15 protein-coding genes are annotated in these 15,305 nt (G+C 72.7%); 4 read left to right on the top strand and 11 right to left on the bottom strand.

Annotated features, from left to right (window positions below):
- Positions 1 to 19: 19 nt before the first annotated feature.
- Positions 20 to 1,687 carry a PucR family transcriptional regulator gene (locus tag H4N64_RS16835; protein WP_260859764.1) on the top strand — a complete coding sequence of 556 codons (1,668 nt, stop codon included), beginning with the start codon at positions 20 to 22 and terminating at the stop codon, positions 1,685 to 1,687.
- Here the strand turns inward: H4N64_RS16835 and H4N64_RS16830 are convergent.
- The 6 genes from H4N64_RS16830 to H4N64_RS16805 all read right to left on the bottom strand — a co-directional run bounded on the left by H4N64_RS16830 (position 1,684) and on the right by H4N64_RS16805 (position 7,606).
- Complete coding sequence (locus H4N64_RS16830) at positions 1,684 to 2,826, bottom strand: glycosyltransferase (RefSeq protein ID WP_186283136.1); 1,143 nt, start codon at positions 2,824 to 2,826, stop codon at positions 1,684 to 1,686. The two genes, H4N64_RS16835 and H4N64_RS16830, sit on opposite strands and share 4 nt — an antisense overlap.
- 189 nt (positions 2,827 to 3,015) lie before the next feature.
- A complete protein-coding gene (locus H4N64_RS16825; RefSeq protein WP_186283135.1) occupies positions 3,016 to 3,783 on the bottom strand; it encodes a hypothetical protein in 768 nt (255 codons plus the stop codon).
- Positions 3,784 to 3,802: 19 nt separating this feature from the next.
- Positions 3,803 to 5,545 carry a DNA repair protein RecN gene (gene recN, locus H4N64_RS16820; RefSeq protein WP_186283134.1) on the bottom strand — a complete coding sequence of 581 codons (1,743 nt, stop codon included), beginning with the start codon at positions 5,543 to 5,545 and terminating at the stop codon, positions 3,803 to 3,805.
- Between the two features lie 54 nt (positions 5,546 to 5,599).
- A complete protein-coding gene (locus tag H4N64_RS16815; protein ID WP_015661465.1) occupies positions 5,600 to 6,505 on the bottom strand; it encodes an NAD kinase in 906 nt (301 codons plus the stop codon).
- Entirely contained in the window at positions 6,502 to 7,317 is an 816-nt protein-coding gene (locus H4N64_RS16810; RefSeq protein ID WP_186283133.1) for a TlyA family rRNA (cytidine-2'-O)-methyltransferase, read from the bottom strand. Before H4N64_RS16810 ends, H4N64_RS16815 begins: the two co-directional genes overlap by 4 nt.
- A 7-nt stretch (positions 7,318 to 7,324) precedes the next feature.
- Positions 7,325 to 7,606, bottom strand: a complete 282-nt coding sequence (locus H4N64_RS16805) for a hypothetical protein (protein ID WP_186283132.1) — start codon at positions 7,604 to 7,606, stop codon at positions 7,325 to 7,327.
- A gap of 42 nt (positions 7,607 to 7,648) precedes the next feature.
- On the opposite strand from H4N64_RS16805, the gene H4N64_RS16800 reads away from it, so the two are divergent.
- Positions 7,649 to 7,996, top strand: coding sequence for an SCP2 sterol-binding domain-containing protein (locus tag H4N64_RS16800; protein ID WP_186283131.1), 348 nt, complete (start codon positions 7,649 to 7,651; stop codon positions 7,994 to 7,996).
- 22 nt (positions 7,997 to 8,018) lie between these two features.
- Here the strand turns inward: H4N64_RS16800 and H4N64_RS16795 are convergent, their stop codons facing one another.
- The 4 genes from H4N64_RS16795 to H4N64_RS16780 form a co-directional block, all read right to left on the bottom strand.
- A complete protein-coding gene (locus tag H4N64_RS16795; protein ID WP_186283130.1) occupies positions 8,019 to 8,864 on the bottom strand; it encodes an ABC transporter ATP-binding protein in 846 nt (281 codons plus the stop codon).
- On the bottom strand, positions 8,861 to 9,898 hold the full coding sequence (locus tag H4N64_RS16790; protein WP_186283129.1) for an iron chelate uptake ABC transporter family permease subunit: 1,038 nt from the start codon (positions 9,896 to 9,898) through the stop codon (positions 8,861 to 8,863). Before H4N64_RS16790 ends, H4N64_RS16795 begins: the two co-directional genes overlap by 4 nt.
- Positions 9,895 to 10,938, bottom strand: a complete 1,044-nt coding sequence (locus H4N64_RS16785) for an iron chelate uptake ABC transporter family permease subunit (protein ID WP_186283128.1) — start codon at positions 10,936 to 10,938, stop codon at positions 9,895 to 9,897. Before H4N64_RS16785 ends, H4N64_RS16790 begins: the two co-directional genes overlap by 4 nt.
- 61 nt (positions 10,939 to 10,999) lie before the next feature.
- Positions 11,000 to 12,028 (bottom strand): HAD hydrolase-like protein, encoded by a 1,029-nt coding sequence (locus H4N64_RS16780; RefSeq protein WP_186283127.1) that lies wholly within the window; start codon positions 12,026 to 12,028, stop codon positions 11,000 to 11,002.
- A gap of 72 nt (positions 12,029 to 12,100) precedes the next feature.
- On the opposite strand from H4N64_RS16780, the gene H4N64_RS16775 reads away from it, so the two are divergent.
- Entirely contained in the window at positions 12,101 to 13,393 is a 1,293-nt protein-coding gene (locus H4N64_RS16775; RefSeq protein WP_186283126.1) for a DUF1015 domain-containing protein, read from the top strand.
- Positions 13,394 to 13,455: 62 nt separating this feature from the next.
- Here H4N64_RS16775 and H4N64_RS44410 read toward each other — a convergent pair whose 3' ends face one another.
- Entirely contained in the window at positions 13,456 to 14,172 is a 717-nt protein-coding gene (locus H4N64_RS44410; protein ID WP_222109053.1) for a tetratricopeptide repeat protein, read from the bottom strand.
- 45 nt (positions 14,173 to 14,217) lie between these two features.
- On the opposite strand from H4N64_RS44410, the gene H4N64_RS44405 reads away from it, so the two are divergent.
- The gene (locus tag H4N64_RS44405) at positions 14,218 to 15,225 is read left to right on the top strand and encodes a hypothetical protein (RefSeq protein WP_222109081.1); all 1,008 of its coding nucleotides are present in this window, start codon (positions 14,218 to 14,220) and stop codon (positions 15,223 to 15,225) included.
- The last annotated feature ends 80 nt before the right edge of the window (positions 15,226 to 15,305 follow it).

Below are 15,305 nucleotides of genomic sequence, written 5' to 3'. Positions count from 1 at the left end.
CGCGGGTAGCGTCCGGCCCATGGACAGCGGATACGACACTCAGGGCGCCGGTATCACCGTGCAGCGGGCGCTGGAGCTGCCCGGGCTGCGCGGCGGGCTCCCGGAGGTCCTGGCGGGCGCCGACCGGCTGGGGCGCACCGTGCGCTGGGTGCACGCGGGCGAGGTGCCCAACATCGCCTCGCTGCTGAAGGGCGGCGAGCTGCTGCTGACCACCGGCTACGGCCTCGGCACCCGTCCGGCCGAACAGCGCGCGTTCGTCCGCACGCTGGCCGAACGCGGGATCGCCGCCCTGGTGGTGGAGCTGGGCCCGCGCTTCACGCGGCTGCCCGCGGCCCTCGTCGACACGGCCCGGGCGGCCGGTCTTCCGCTGGTCCAACTGCACCGCGAGGTGCCGTTCGTGACGGTCACCGAGGAGATCCACACCGAGATCGTCAACGGCCACTACGCGCTCCTCCAGCGCGCCGAGGAGGTGCACCGCCGCTGCACGGAGGCCCTGCTGGGCGGTGGCGGCATCCCCCAGGTGCTGGGCATCCTCGCTGACTTCAGCGGCAACCCGGTGTTCCTGGAGACGACGGACGGCCAGCTCCTGTACGCCGCCGGCGCGGGCCCGGAGAACGCCGATCCGCTCCAGGTGTGGGAGGGCCTGCGCGGCGAGCACAAGGACGCGCCGCCGCCGGCGGGCTCGGTCCTGGTGGACGTGCCGGGCGGCGGCCCCGGCACGGGCTCGGTCCGCGCGCGTCTGGTCCTGCTCCCGGTGCGGGCTCCCCTCGCCCCCGTGCACCGGATCGCGGCGGAACGGGCGGCGGGCATCCTCGCCGTGGTGCTGATGCAGGCGCGGCAGGAGGAGGAACTGGCGGCCCGGGGCCGCGGCGACTTTCTGACCGACCTGGCCGAGGGCCGGATCGCCGCGGAGGACGCGCCCGCGCAGGCGCGCGTGCTGGGCTTCAAGCCGGGTGACGGCCCGCTGCTGCCGGTGGTGATGCGGCTCGGCGACGCGCTGTCCCCGGATGGGGGTACCGCCCGCTCGAGCGGAGCCGAGAGTGGGGGAGGCTGGGCGGTGCTGGCCCGCGCGGTCGCCGAGGAGCTGGCGTCGGTGGGGGTTCCGGTGCTGCTGGGTGTACGGCCGGTGGAGGGCCGGGTGCCGCTGCTGCTGGGCCTGCGTTCGGAGTCGGAGCGCTCTGCGGTCGCGGACCGGGTCGCGGCGGCGCTGCGGGCCGGGGTGGAGCGGGCCGGGATGCAGCGGCCCGGAGCGCTGCCGCCGGTCGTGGTGGTCGGGGTCGCGAGCGGCTGGGCGGCGGCCTCGGCGAGCCTTCGGCACGCGGCGGAGACGGCGACCGCGGCCCAGGGCCTGACCGACCGCCCCTGGTACGACGCCCGCCGCCTGGACATCGACCTGCTGCTGTGGCGGCTGCGCGAGCACCCCGACCTCGCGGCCTTCGTGGACCGCGCGATCGGCCCGCTGCGCGACCACGACGCCCGCTCCAAGCCACCGCTGCTGCCGACGCTCCAGACCTACCTGGCCCACGCGGGCCGCAAGGCGGAGACGGCCCGCGAACTGCACCTGAACCGGCAGACCCTGTACAACCGCCTGGCCCGCATCGGCGAGTTGCTGGGCACCGACCTCGACGACCCGCATTCGGTCCTGGCGTTGAGCCTGGCCCTGCGGGCCCGCCGGCACGTGCCCTAGATCAGCGGCCTGGCCTGGGTCAACTCATCGTAGACGCTCAGCACTTGAGCCACGGTCTCGTCCTCGGTCGGCCACGTCCCCGCCTGCCGTACCCCCCGCTCCCTGAGCAGTTCGCGTCGCTCGGGGTCGCCGAGCAGTCGTACGACGGCGGTGGCGAGCGCCTCCGGATCGCCGTACGGGACGAGTTCGGCCGCGTCGCCGACGAGTTCGGGCACTCCGCCGACCTGGGTCGCGACAAGCGGCACGCGTGCGTGCAGGGCTTCCTGGGCGAGCACGGACCGCGCCTCCCACCGGCTGGGCAGCAGCGCGAGGTCGGCGGCGGCGATCAGCTCGCGCGCATCGTCACGGCGCCCGATGAGCCGGACGGGCAGTCCTTCGGCCTCGATACGGCTCTGGAGTTCGCCCCGCAGTGGCCCTTCGCCCGCGATGACGACGAGCGGCAAGGGGTCCATCCGGCGCCACGCGCGCGAGGCGTCCAGCAGGACGTCGTACCCGCGATGCCGTTCGAGGGTGCCGACGGCGATCAGCAACGGGCGTCCAGTGGCGCCGAGTTCGGCCCGCACCTTGGGCCGCCGCCGCTCGGCGTCGTCCTGCTCGCTCTCGGGGGCGCTGTGCGCCGCGGGCAGCGACACGGCGGCGAGCCGCGCGTCCCGGGCACCGGTGCGGCGGGCGCGGTCCACGAGCGCCGAGGTGGTGCCGAGGACCACGGAGGCGGCCTTGACGACCCGCCGCTCCAGCAGACGCACGAGATGGGCGCGGGCGCCCTCGGCGTACGCCCGGTCGTGCCAGGTGACCACGAGGGGCATGCGCCGCCCGCTCAGCGCGAGCACGGCGCGGAAGGAGGCATGCAGCCCGTGCGCGTGCACCAGGTCGGCGTCCATGCAGGCCGCCCGGAGCGCGGCCACGGAACCGGGGTCGCTGCTGCGCGGCACGTGCACATGTTCGGCGCCGACCCCGCTGAAGTCGTAGAGGTGATCGGCCTCGACGGGGGCGCACACGGTGACCCGCACGCCCCTCGCGACGAGCCCCGAGGCCAGCGATCGCACATGCACGCTGCTGCCAGCGTTGCCTCCGCCCAGCACCTGCACGGTGCGCAGCGGCGACTGGCCGTGCGGTGAGTGGCTGCTCACGGGGGTCACGTGGCCGGGCTCCTGGTTCGGGGTCGGGCGGTCACGAAGAAAGTACAGAAGGATCGAGCGGAGGGGGTGAACCGCGAGGATCCCTGCGCGTACGACATGCACCGCCAAGGATGCCAGGACGTACGGGTGTTCCGGGAACTCCGAGGTCGCCGACGTCCGCGCGCGACACGGGCGGCCATGGGGCGCGGGTCACCCACATGGGTGAGCGACGGCACGGATGTGCGCGAGGTTCAGACTGCGGGCCGCCTCGCTCACCCTGTCCCCGTACACCGTCGCGGCGACGACCGCGGCGGCGTGGGCGACGAGTCCGGCCCGTCCGTTGCCGGCGACGACGGCGGCGCCCAGGGCCGCGCCGAGCGCGTGCGCGCCCGTGTCGCCGAGCATGGACCGCTCACCGAGGTCGTCCGGCAGTACGGCCGCGGCGGCCCCCATCGCGGCGCCGGACAACTCCCCCGCGACACCACCGCGCAGCAGCCCGGGCGCCCCGAGCGCGAGCACGGCGCCCGCGGCCCGGCCCGGCCGTACGTCCACGAGGTTGACGAAGTGTGCCGTACCGGCGATCACCACCCCGGCGAGCACCTTGTCCAGAGCCCGCTCCTTGAGCAGGGCCCCCGCGAGCAGCCCGGCGGCCCCGACCCCGAACAACTTGACCACGCCACTGGTGACTTCACCATCCCGCAGGGCCGACATATGTGCCCGGAACCCACGTCGTGGATCACCGGCGCCGACGACATCGTCGTACGCCCCGCACGCCCCGGCGGCGAGCACGGCAGCCCCGACGCCGGGCCGGGCCAAGCCGGTCCCCACGGCGACGGCCACAGCGCTCGCGGGCCCGGCACAGAGATCCACGGTCCGCCCGGCGTGGTTCTCGCGCCGCCAACGGTCGGGCGCCTTGGCGCGGAGGCCGGTTATGGCGGCGCGGGTGAGCAGGGCGGTGAGGGAGGCGCGGACGATCATCGGGCCACCCTATGCGGAGCTACGCGTCCGCCCGGGCCGTCGCCAGCAACTCCTCCGCGTGCGCCCGTGCCGTCTCCGAGTCCTCCTGGCCCGCCAGCATCCGCGACAGCTCCCGGATCCGGTCCTCGCCCTCCAGCACCTTCACACCGGACCGGGTCACCGAGCCGTCGTTGGTCTTCTCGACCAGCAACTGCCGGTCGGCGAAGGCCGCGACCTGAGGAAGATGCGTCACCACTACCACCTGCGCGGTCTTCGCGAGCCGGGCGAGCCGCCGTCCGATCTCGACGGCCGCCTTGCCGCCGACGCCCGCGTCGACCTCGTCGAAGAGATACGTCGGCACCGGGTCCGTCCCCGCGAACACGACCTCCACGGCCAGCATCACGCGGGACAGCTCACCGCCGGACGCCCCCTTGGCGATGGGTCGCGGCGGAGCCCCGGGGTGCGGGGCCAGCAGCAGCTCGACCTCGTCGGCGCCGGAGGGCCCGTACGCGACCGTACGGCCGCCGACCTCCACGCCCTCCGGGTCCTCGCTCTGCCGGATGTCGAAGGACACGCGCGCGTGCGGCATGGCCAGCGAGGCCAGCTCGGCGGTCACGGCGGCCGCGAACCTTTCGGCGGCCTCCGTCCGCGCATCGGTCAACGCCTGTGCGAGCCCGCCCAGTTCGGTCCGCAGCGCGTCCCGTTCCGCGGTCAGCTCGTCGATCCGCTCGTCGTCGCCGTCCAGTTCGGTGAGCCGCGCGGCGCTCTCCTCGGCCCAGGCGAGGACGGCGGCGACATTCTCGCCGTACTTCCGCGTCAGTGCCGTGAGCGCCGCCCGCCGCTCCTCGACGGCCGCAAGCCGCAGCGGATCCGCGTCCAGGTCATCGGCGTACCCGGCCAACTCCCCCGCCACATCGCCCAGCAGGATCCCGATCTCACCGATCCGGTCGGCGAGCGCCGCCAGCGCCGGGTCGTGCGACCGTACGGCGTCCAACGCCCGCTGCGCACCCGCGACGAGCGTCGCGGCGTCGATACCCTCGGGGTCCTCGGGGTTGCCCGCGAGCGCGGCGTGTGCGGCCGTGGCGGCCGAGGACAGCGCCTCGGCGTGCCCGAGCCGCTCCGCCTCCTCGGCGAGCTCCACGTCCTCTCCGGCGCGCGGTTCGACGCCGGCGATCTCGTCAAGACCGAAGCGCAGCATGTCGGCTTCCTGGGCCCGCTCACGTGCGCGCGTGACGATCTCGTCGAGCTCGACGGCGACCGCGCGCAGCCGCCGGTAGGCCTCGCCGTACTTGGCGAGCGGCACCGCGACGGCGTCCCCCGCGTACCGGTCGAGCGCCTGCCGCTGCCGGGTCAGCTTCAGCAGCCCCTGCTGGTCGGTCTGCCCATGTACGGCCACCAGCTCGTCGGCGAGCTCGGCGAGCAGCCCGACCGGCACACTGCGCCCACCGAGATGGGCCCGCGAGCGTCCCTCGGCGGAAACGGTACGGCTGATCAGCAGCGCCCCGTCGTCGAGCTCGGCCCCGGCCTCCTCGGCCCGTACGACCGCCGAGGCGCCCGCGGGCACGGTGACCCGCCCCTCGACGACCGCCTTCTCGGCCCCGATCCGCACGAGCGCCGGATCAGCACGCCCACCGAGCAACAGCCCGAGGCTGGTGACCACCATGGTCTTGCCCGCACCCGTCTCACCCGTGACCGCGGTGAACCCGGGCGACAGCTCGACGACCGCGTCGTCGATGACTCCGAGCGACCGTATCCGCATCTCCTCCAACACGGACACGACCATACGAGGTAGGGCCGCCGCAGCGCGAGGCACCCTGTCACCCAGGGGAGTGGAGAACTAGTGAGGCGCCCCCCGCCACCCGGAAACAGGCAACGCGAACTTCGCAACGAGCCGATCCGTGAACGAAGCGTGATGCAGCCGAGCGAGCCGCACCGGCACGGCCCCCCGCCGTACCTCCACCCGCGCCCCCGGCGGCAGCTCCACGGTCCGCCGCCCGTCACACCACAAAACCCCCGGCGGAATATGAGGCAGCACCTCAACAGCAAGCACCGAGTCCGGCGACGTCACCAACGGCTTCGCGAACAGCGCATGCGCGGAGATCGGCACCATCAGCAGCGCCTCGACCTCGGGCCACACCACAGGCCCACCCGCCGAGAAGGCGTACGCCGTGGACCCGGTCGGAGTGGACAGCACGATCCCGTCACACCCGAACCCCGTAACCGGCCGACCGTCGATCTCCAGCACCACTTCCAACAGCTTCTCGGCGCCGGCCTTCTGCACCGCCGCCTCGTTCAGCGCCCAGTCCGTGTGCACGATGTCGCCGTTCTGGTGGACGACGACATCGACCGTCATCCGCTCCTCGACCTCGTACGCCTTGGTGACCACCCGGTCGACCACCTTGTCGAGATCGTCCCGCTCGGCCTCCGCGAGAAACCCGACCCGCCCCAGGTTCACGCCCAGCATCGGCACCCCGGACGCCCGAGCGAACTCCGCGCCGCGCAGCAGCGTCCCGTCCCCGCCCAGCACGATCAGCAGCTCGCACCCGTCGAGGCACTGCGGGGTCGCCTCCTTGACCAGCTCCACACTCTCCGGCAGCGGCAGATCGGCGGCCTCCGCCTCCAGCACCCGTACCCCGATGCCGGACCGCAGCAGCCCCTTCACCACCAGCTCGGCGCTGCGGATCGCCGCAGGCCGTCCGGTGTGGGCCAGCAGGAAAACAGTACGAGCTCGGTTCTGTGTCAACGCGGCCCCTCCGCCACTGCACGGTCAACGTCGGCCGGGTCCAGTGCCGGTGCCCCGGACCGCAGCCACAGAAAGTACTCAACATTCCCGGACGGCCCCGGCAGCGGACTGGCGGTGACCCCCATCACCCCGAGCCCCAGCTCCCAGGCCCGCTGCGCCACACCCCGTACCGCCTCGGCCCGCAGTTCCGGACTGCGCACCACACCCCCGCTGCCGAGCCGCTCCTTGCCCACCTCGAACTGCGGCTTGACCATCATCACCAGGTCGGCGTCCGGCTTCACACACCGCACGAGGGCGGGCAGCACCAGTCCGAGCGGGATGAAGGACAGATCCCCCACGACAAGATCCACTGGCTCCCCATCAATCGCTTCGAGCGTCAGCTCGCGTACGTTCGTACGGTCCTTGACGGTGACGCGTTCATCACTCTGAAGAGTCCAGGCGAGTTGCCCGTATCCGACGTCCACGGCGACGACATGCGCGGCCCCCGCCCGCAGCAGTACGTCCGTGAAGCCGCCGGTGGAAGCCCCCGCGTCCAGCGCCCGCCGTCCCTTGACGAGGAGCCCCTGCGGTACGAAGACCTCCAGCGCGCCGGCCAGCTTGTGGCCGCCCCGTGACACGTACTCGGGATCGCTGTCGTCGGCGGAGACGACGATCGCGGCCGCGGTCTCCACCTGCGTGGCCGGCTTGGTCGCGACGGTCTTGCCGACGGTGACCCGTCCGGCGGCGATCAGCTGGCTGGCGTGCTCGCGCGAGCGCGCGAGCTTCCGCCGGACCAGCTCGGCGTCGAGACGGCGACGTGCGACTCCTGCCACGTTCGGTTCAGCTCCTACTGCCATACGACGGAGAAGGGGGCACCGGAGGTCCCGGGCGGGCGTCGAGCGCGGTCAGCGCGTCGCGCAGCCCCCTGTGTACATCCTCGTACACCTCGACGTGTCCGTCCGTGGCGAGGTGGTCGGCGTCGGCCAGCCGCTCCAGCTGGGCGTCCACCTCGGCGTCGCCGGTGGGTGTGCGGGGCACGTTCAAAGGGGCGGGGGCAGCGGGGTCGTACTCCGGCTCCACCGCCTCCTGGAGAGTCTCCGTCTCCGGAACTGCGTCGCTCATGCCCAGACGCTACCCCGAAGCGCTGGGGTACCGTCGATCGCGATGGCCACGATCGAAGAGTGCCGCGCCGCACTCGAAAAGCTCTCGGACAACATGCAGCACGCCGAGGGGGACGCCCGCACGGCGGCCGCCCTGGACCGCTCGGTCAGCTGCCACATCACCGACCTGGACGTCACCTTCGCGGGCCGCCTCCAGGGCGGCCGGATCCATGTGCACGAAACCCTTCAGGGCCCGCCGCGGGAGAAGGCGCAGATCAGACTGGCCATGACCGGCGACGACCTGGTCGCGCTGGTCGGTGGCGAGCTGCACTTCGCCAAGGCCTGGGGCTCGGGCCGGGTGAAGCTGCACGCGGGCGTGCGCGACCTGCTCGTCCTCAGAAAGCTTCTCTAGCCTGCAAGCTTCTCCAGCCCGCTCAGGCAGAGGTCTTCACCGCGCGCGCCTTGCGCGCGGCCGGCACCACCAGCGGCGTGCCCGTCTCGGGGTCGTCGATGATCTGGCAGCGCAGCCCGAAGACCTCCTCGACCAGCTCGGCCGTGACGATGTCGTTCGGCGCGCCCTCGGCGATGACCTCTCCGCCCTTCAGGGCGATGAGGTGGGTGGCGTAGCGGGCGGCGTGGTTGAGGTCGTGGAGCACGGCGACGAGCGTGCGGCCCTGTTCCTCGTGCAGTTCCGCGCACAGGTCGAGGACGTCGATCTGGTGCTGGATGTCGAGGTAGGTGGTCGGTTCGTCGAGCAGCAGCAGCGGCGTCTGCTGGGCGAGCGCCATCGCGATCCACACGCGCTGGCGCTGGCCGCCGGAGAGTTCGTCGACATAGCGTTCGGCGAGCTCGGCGACCCCGGTCTGCCGCATAGACTCCTGGACGACCCGCTCGTCCTCGGTCGACCACTGGCGCAGGATGCCCTGGTGCGGATAGCGGCCACGGCCCACCAGGTCGGCGACGGTGATGCCGTCGGGCGCGATGGAGGACTGCGGCAGCAGGCCGAGGGTCCGCGCGACCTTCTTCGCCGGCATCGACTGGATGACCTGCCCGTCCAGCAGCACCCGGCCCTGGCTCGGCTTGAGCATCCGCGACAGCGCGCGCAGGAGCGTGGACTTGCCGCAGGCGTTCGGGCCGACGATCACGGTGAAGGAGTTGTCGGGGATCTCCACCGACAACTCCTCGGCGATGACCCGCTGGTCGTAGGCCAGGGTGACGTTCTCGGCGGACAGGCGGTTCACAGTGCTCCTTCGGGTGTTCTTGTTCGCAGTGCCGCTCATATCCGGCCCGCCCTGCGCTCGGTGACCAGCAGCCACAGCAGATAGGCGCCGCCGACCACGCCGGTCACCACGCCCACGGGCATCTGGTCGGCGCCGAACAGCCGCTGCGAGGCCCAGTCGGCGACGACGAGCAGGGCCGCGCCCATGCACAGGGACGGCAGCAGGTTCGGTCCTGGCGAGCGGGTCAGCCGCCGGGCCAGCTGCGGGGCGGTGAGCGCGACGAAGCTGACGGGGCCCGCGGCGGCCGTGGCGGCCGCGGTGAGCAGGACGGCGGAGATCATCAGCAGCGCCCGTACGCGCTCGACGCGCACCCCGAGCGCGTTGGAGACGTCGTCGCCCATCTCCATCATCCGCAGCCCCCGCGCATTGGCGAGCACCAGCGGCACCAGTACGGTGCACAGCGCCAGCAGCGGCCAGACCTGCGCCCAGTCCCGGCCGCTGAGGGAGCCGGTCATCCAGACGACCGAGCGGGCCGCGTCGACGATGTCGGAGACGGTGAGCAGATAGCCGTTGACGGCGGTGAGGATCGCTGACATACCGATACCGACCAGGACCAGTCGATATCCGTGCACGCCCTGCTTCCAGGCGAGCAGATAGATGGCAAGACCGGTCACCAGGCCGCCCACGAGCGCGCCGATCGTGACCTGGTTCGCGCTCCCCGAGAACAGCACGATCATCGTGAGCGCACCGGCCGTCGCACCCTGGCCGAGGCCGAGGATGTCCGGGCTGCCCAGCGGATTGCCGGAGACGGCCTGGAACAGCGCGCCGCCGAGCCCGAGCGAGGCCCCGACCAGCAGGGCGACCAGGACCCGCGGCAGCCGCAGCTCATTGACGATGAACTCCTGCCCCGGATCGCCGTTTCCGAGCAGGGTCTTGACCACATCGCCCGCCGAGATGGGGAAGTCCCCGGTCCCGATCAGCAGGACGCTCGCGGCGAACGCGGCGAGCAGCAGCAGGAGTACGACGGTCAGGGCACGGACGTCCAGCCGGACGGAGAGGCCGCCCGGGGTCCGCACAGCACGGTTGGTCTTCACAGCTGCGCCGTCCTCCGCCGTCGTACGAGCAGGATGAACACCGGACCGCCGATGATCGCGGTGATGATGCCGACCTGGACCTCCGAGGGCCGGGCGATGACCCGGCCGATGACATCGGCGCCGAGCAGCAGCACGGGCGACAGAACGCCCGCGTACGGCAGGATCCAGCGCAGGTCGGGTCCGGTGAAGGAGCGCACGACGTGCGGCACCATCAGGCCGACGAACACGATCGGCCCGCAGGCGGCGGTCGCGGCCCCGCACAGCACGGTGGCGGCGAGCATGGACAGCGCCCGGGTGCGGCTGAGATGGGCGCCGAGCGCCTTGGCGGTGTCGTCGCCCATGGACATGGCGTTCAGCGGCCGGGCCAGCGCGAGGGCGAGGATCATGCCGATCACCAGGAACGGCAGGACCTGCTTGATGGTCGAGTCGGTCGCGGACGACAGCGAGCCCACCGTCCAGAAACGCATCCGGCCGAGCGCCGCGTTGTCCGAGATCATGACGGCCTGGAGATAGCCGTAGAGCGCGGCGCTGATCGCGGTGCCCGCCAGCGCGAGCCGCACCGGCGTGGCTCCCCGGCTGCCGCCGAGGAACCAGACCAGCGCCCCGACGGCGGCCGCGCCGAAGAAGGCGAACCAGATGTAGCCGCTCATCGAGGTGACGCCGAAGAACGTGATGGCGGTGACGACCGCGGCGGAGGCGCCGGCGTTGATTCCGAGCAGTCCGGGATCGGCCAGCGGATTGCGGGTGAGCGCCTGCAGGACGGCCCCCGCGAGGCCGAGCGCGGCACCGGCCAGCAGCCCCAGCACGGTGCGCGAGACCCGCTCGTCGACGACGATGTCGCCGTACGTCCCCGTGTCCTGGAACAGGCCGTGCCAGACCTGGGCCAGGGAGAGGTCCTTCGCTCCGATCGCGATGCTCGCCAGCGCGACGAGCACCAGGATCATGGCGGAGACGAGAAGCCCAAGGGAACGTATCGCCCGGCGGGTTGGGGGCGCGGGGGCGGTTTCCGCGCGCTGTTCTGGGGGACTGTCGACCAACACGCAGTTAGGTTAGCCTACCCTCGCATTCCCTCTGGATGCCTGGTCGGCATCGAACGGAGGCTCACAAACCCAGCCGGGCCAGCGCCTTCCCCGCGTCCAGCGCGCACGAACCCTCGCCCGCCGCCGTCCAGGCCGCCGCACACAGCGCGCGCAGCCCGTCCAGCGCCTCGCCGTCCCCGTCCAGCTCCAACCGCTCGGCACCGGCCGTCGCGATCCAGCCACCGCACCGGAAGCCGTCACCCTCCTCGGCGACCTCCGGCTGCCCGGTGAGCAACCCCCGCAGATCCGCGTCCACATACGTCGGCCGGTGCTGCGGCGGCGCCGCGAGCAACTGGGCGCCGTCAGTGACGCCGGTGAGCACCAGCAGCGAGTCGACCTCGCCGTTGAACGCCCCCTCGATGTCCGTGTCCAGCCGGTCCCCGACCACCAACGGCCGCTCGGCGCCGGTCCGCAGAATCGTCTCCCGGTGCATCGGAGGCAGCGGCTTGCCGGCCACTTGTGGCTCGGCACCGGTCGCGATCCGTACGACCTCCACCGCCGCGCCGTTGCCCGGCGCGATCCCCCGCGCACTCGGGATCGTCAGGTCCGTGTTGGACGCGAACCACGGCACCCCGCGCGCGATGGCGTACGACGCCTCGGCGAACCGCCCCCACGCCAAGTCCGGCCCGCCGTACCCCTGCACGACCGCCGCCGGATCGTCCTCCGCCGACTCCACGGGTACGAGCCCCCGCTCCCGCAGCGCCACCCGCAGCCCCTCGCCACCGATGACGAGCACCCGGGAACCGGCCGGCACCTGCTCACTGATGAGCCGCGCGACCGCCTGCGCCGAGGTGATGACATCGTCCGCGCCTGTCGGTATGCCCAGTTCGGTCAGGTGCTCGGCGACGGTGTCCGGGGTCCGCAGGGCGTTGTTGGTGACGTACGCCAGATGCATCCCGCCCGCACGGGCCGTGGCCAGCGACTCGACCGCGTGCACGATCGCGTTCCCTCCCGCGTACACCACGCCGTCCAGATCGAGCAGCGCCGTGTCGTACGCCTCGCTCAGGGCCCGGCCACTGCCCTCCGGCCTCGTCCTGACGCTCTGGCTCATTCCGCATCGCTCCTCGTTCGACGGCTTTCCCCCGATCATCCCGCATGCCACTGACACACGTACGATGCCGGGATGAACACAGCAGGTCACTCGGAAGCAGAGGCGCGCCGAGGCCTCGAACTCACCCCGTTCCGAGGCCTTCGATACGACCCCGACCGGGTCGGCAGTCTCGCCGCCGTGACGTCCCCGCCGTACGACGTCGTCGTCCGCCCCGACGGCCTGCACCACCTTCAGTCCGCCGACCCGCACAACATCGTCCGCCTGATCCTCCCCCAGGACGGCACCCCCAGCGCCCGCAGCGAACAGGCGGCCCAGACCCTGCGCCGCTGGCTCTCCGAGGGCGTCCTGACGGCCGACGACGAACCCGGCCTGTACGTCTACGAACAGAGCGACGGAAGCGGCCTGCTCCAGCGCGGCGTCATCGGCGCCCTGCGCCTGTCGGACCCCTCGGAACATGTGGTCCTGCCCCATGAGGACGTCATGCCGCATGTGGTCGCCGACCGCGCGGCCTTGATGCGCGCCACCTCGGCGAACCTGGAACCCCTGCTGCTCACCTACCGGGGCAACGGCTCGGCCGCCGACACCTCCGCCGTACTGGAACGCGTCATCGAGCAGCCCCCGCTGCTCGCCACCACCACCGAGGACGGCTTCCACCACCGTCTGTGGGCCATCACCGCCCCCGAGGACGTGTCCCGCATCCAGTCCGACCTGGCCCGCCACCAGGCCCTTATCGCCGACGGCCACCACCGCTGGGCGACCTACCGCCGTCTGCGCGCCGAGCACCCCTCCCCCAGCCCCTGGGACTACGGCCTGGTCCTCCTGGTCGACACGGCCCGCTACCCCCTGCGCGTCCGTGCCATCCACCGCCTCCTGCACGGCCTGCCCGTGGCGAACGCCGTGGCATCCCTGGAGGGCCTGTTCCGTGTCCGGCGCCTGGAGGCCACCCTCGCCGAGGCCCTGGAGGCCCTCGCCGAAGCGGCCCGCGAAGGCAACGCCTTCCTGCTCGCAGGCGACGGCGCCTTCCACCTCGTCGACCGCCCGGACGCCGCCCTCCTGGCCCGCACGATCCCCGCCGACCGCCCCGCGGCCTGGCGCACCCTGGACGCGACGGTCCTGCACGCCACACTCCTCGACCATGTCTGGCACATCCCCGAGGACGATCCCACCCGCATCGCCTACATCCACGACACGGCGGCCACCGTCCGCAAGGCGGAACGCGACGGCGGTACGGCCGTACTGATGCACCCGGTCCGCGAGGAGGTCGTCCGCGACCTGGCCCGCCAGGGCGTCACGATGCCCCGCAAGTCGACATCCTTCGGCCCGAAGCCGGCCTCGGGCCTGGTCCTGCGAGCACTGGACCTGTGAACAGGAAAAGGGGCGGACCCCGAACTGGGATCCGCCCCTTTTCCTTTGCCTGCTACTCCGGCCTACTCCTTCTCGGAGGCGTCCGGAGTCTCGTCCTCATCGCCGAGGACGTCGACGAACTCCACACCGTCCAGCTCCGCGAGCCGGTCCGAGGCGTCCGTGCTGCCGTCCTTGTCGGACTCCACGGCCTTCGCGAACCACTCCCGCGCCTCGCTCTCCCGCCCGGCCGCCAGCAGCGCGTCGGCATAGGCGTACCGCAGCCGCGCGGTCCACGGCTGTATGGCGTTGGAGGCCAGCTCGGGGCTCTGCAGCGTCACGATGGCCGCGTCCAGCTGCCCCATGTCACGCCGGGCGCCGGCCGCGACGAGCCGCATCTCCACCTGCCCGGCCTTGTCCAGCTTGTGCACCTCGGGCGCCCCGGCCATGTCCAGCGCCTTCTCCGGCCGCCCGAGCCCACGCTCACAGTCGGCCATCAGCGGCCACAGGTCCACGGTCCCGGTCATCCGCCGCGCGGCCCGGAACTCGGCGAGCGCCTCGGAGTACTTCTGGTTCGCGTACGCCGCGAACCCGGCAGCCTCCCGTACGGCGGCGACACGCGACGCGAGACGCAGGGCCACCTTGGCGTAGCCGTACGCGCCCTCGGGGTCCTCGTCGATGAGCCGCGCGACCATCACCAGGTTCTTGGCGACATCCTCCGCGAGCGTCTTCGGCAGACTCTGCAGCTCCTGCCGTACGTCCTTGTCGATCTCGTCGCCGGTGACGTCCTCGGGGATCGGCAGCCGCTTGATCGGCTCGCGGTCCCGGTCACGGTCGTCGCGGCCGCGGTGGCCGCCGCGGTCGCTGTCACGGCGGTCGTACCCGCCACCACGCCGGTCGTCACGGCCGCCGCGGTCATCACGCCCACGGAACCCGCCCGGCCGACCACCACGGTCGTCGCGGCGGGGGCCACGGTCGTCGCGGCGGGGGCCACGGCTGTCACGGTCGTCACGACCACCACGGTCATCGCGGCCGCGGAAGCCGCCGCGGTCATCACGACGATCGTCACTGCGGCGGTCGTCGCGGCGGTCATCCCGGCGGAAGCCACCGCGGTCGCCGCGGTCATCCCGGCGGAAGCCACGGTCCCGGTCGCCGCCACGGAAGCCGCCACGGTCGTCGCGTCCGCGGTCGTCGCGGCGGAAGCCGCCACGGTCGTCGTCACGACGGACGGCGGGGCGGTCGTCACGGCGGTCATCGCGACGGTCGTCACGACGGCCATAACCGCCGCGGTCGCGGTCATCGCCACGGCGGTCGTCGCGCCGGCCGTAACCGCCACTGCGGTTGTCGTCGCGGCGGAAGCCGGGGCGGTCGCCCCGGTCGTCACGGCGGGGGGCGGGGCGGTCACCACGGTCGTCACGGCGGGGGGCGGGGCGGTCACCACGGTCGTCACGGCGGAAACCGCCACGGTCTTCGCGCCCGCGGTCGTCACGGCGCGGCGCGCCCTGGCGGTCGTCCCGTCGGAACGGCGGACGGGGGCCGCGGTCGCCCTCGCGACGGTCGTCACGGCGGCCGTAGCCAGCGCCACGGTTGTCATCCCGACGGAAGCCACCGCGGTCGCCGCGGTCATCGCCTCGGCGGTCATCACGCCTGTCGTCGCGACGGTCGTCCCGCCTGTCGTCACGGCGGACGTAACCACCACGGTCACCGCCCCGACCACTGTCGCGGCGGTCATCACGGCGGAAGCCGCCACGGTCGTCGCGGCCGCGGTAGCCGCCGCGGTCTCCGCGGTCCCCACTGTCCCGTCGCCGCTGGTCGCGCTCCGGTCGGTCGTCGGGAGAGTTGGTGGACATCGGTGACTCCTGTCTTCGGTACCACAAGCATTGTAAAAACAAAAGGACCCCTGGTCCCAGCTGAACGCTGGTGACCAGGGGTCCTT

The sequence above is a fragment of the Streptomyces cupreus genome (assembly GCF_014257025.1).
In the GTDB taxonomy this organism is placed as follows: domain Bacteria; phylum Actinomycetota; class Actinomycetes; order Streptomycetales; family Streptomycetaceae; genus Streptomyces; species Streptomyces cupreus.
The sequence above is the reverse complement of the archived record's forward strand: the minus strand, read 5'-3'. Positions and strand labels throughout refer to the sequence as shown.

What these genes read in the sequence shown, in the direction of transcription:
- H4N64_RS16780 (WP_186283127.1), bottom strand. Translation starts at nt 12,028, where the DNA reads ATGAGCCAGAGCGTCAGGACGAGGCCGGAGGGCAGTGGCCGGGCCCTG.
- H4N64_RS16835 (WP_260859764.1), top strand. Translation starts at nt 20, where the DNA reads ATGGACAGCGGATACGACACTCAGGGCGCCGGTATCACCGTGCAGCGG.
- recN (WP_186283134.1), bottom strand. Translation starts at nt 5,545, where the DNA reads ATGGTCGTGTCCGTGTTGGAGGAGATGCGGATACGGTCGCTCGGAGTC.
- H4N64_RS16805 (WP_186283132.1), bottom strand. Translation starts at nt 7,606, where the DNA reads ATGAGCGACGCAGTTCCGGAGACGGAGACTCTCCAGGAGGCGGTGGAG.
- H4N64_RS16795 (WP_186283130.1), bottom strand. Translation starts at nt 8,864, where the DNA reads ATGAGCGGCACTGCGAACAAGAACACCCGAAGGAGCACTGTGAACCGC.
- H4N64_RS16800 (WP_186283131.1), top strand. Translation starts at nt 7,649, where the DNA reads ATGGCCACGATCGAAGAGTGCCGCGCCGCACTCGAAAAGCTCTCGGAC.
- H4N64_RS16775 (WP_186283126.1), top strand. Translation starts at nt 12,101, where the DNA reads ATGAACACAGCAGGTCACTCGGAAGCAGAGGCGCGCCGAGGCCTCGAA.
- H4N64_RS16825 (WP_186283135.1), bottom strand. Translation starts at nt 3,783, where the DNA reads ATGATCGTCCGCGCCTCCCTCACCGCCCTGCTCACCCGCGCCGCCATA.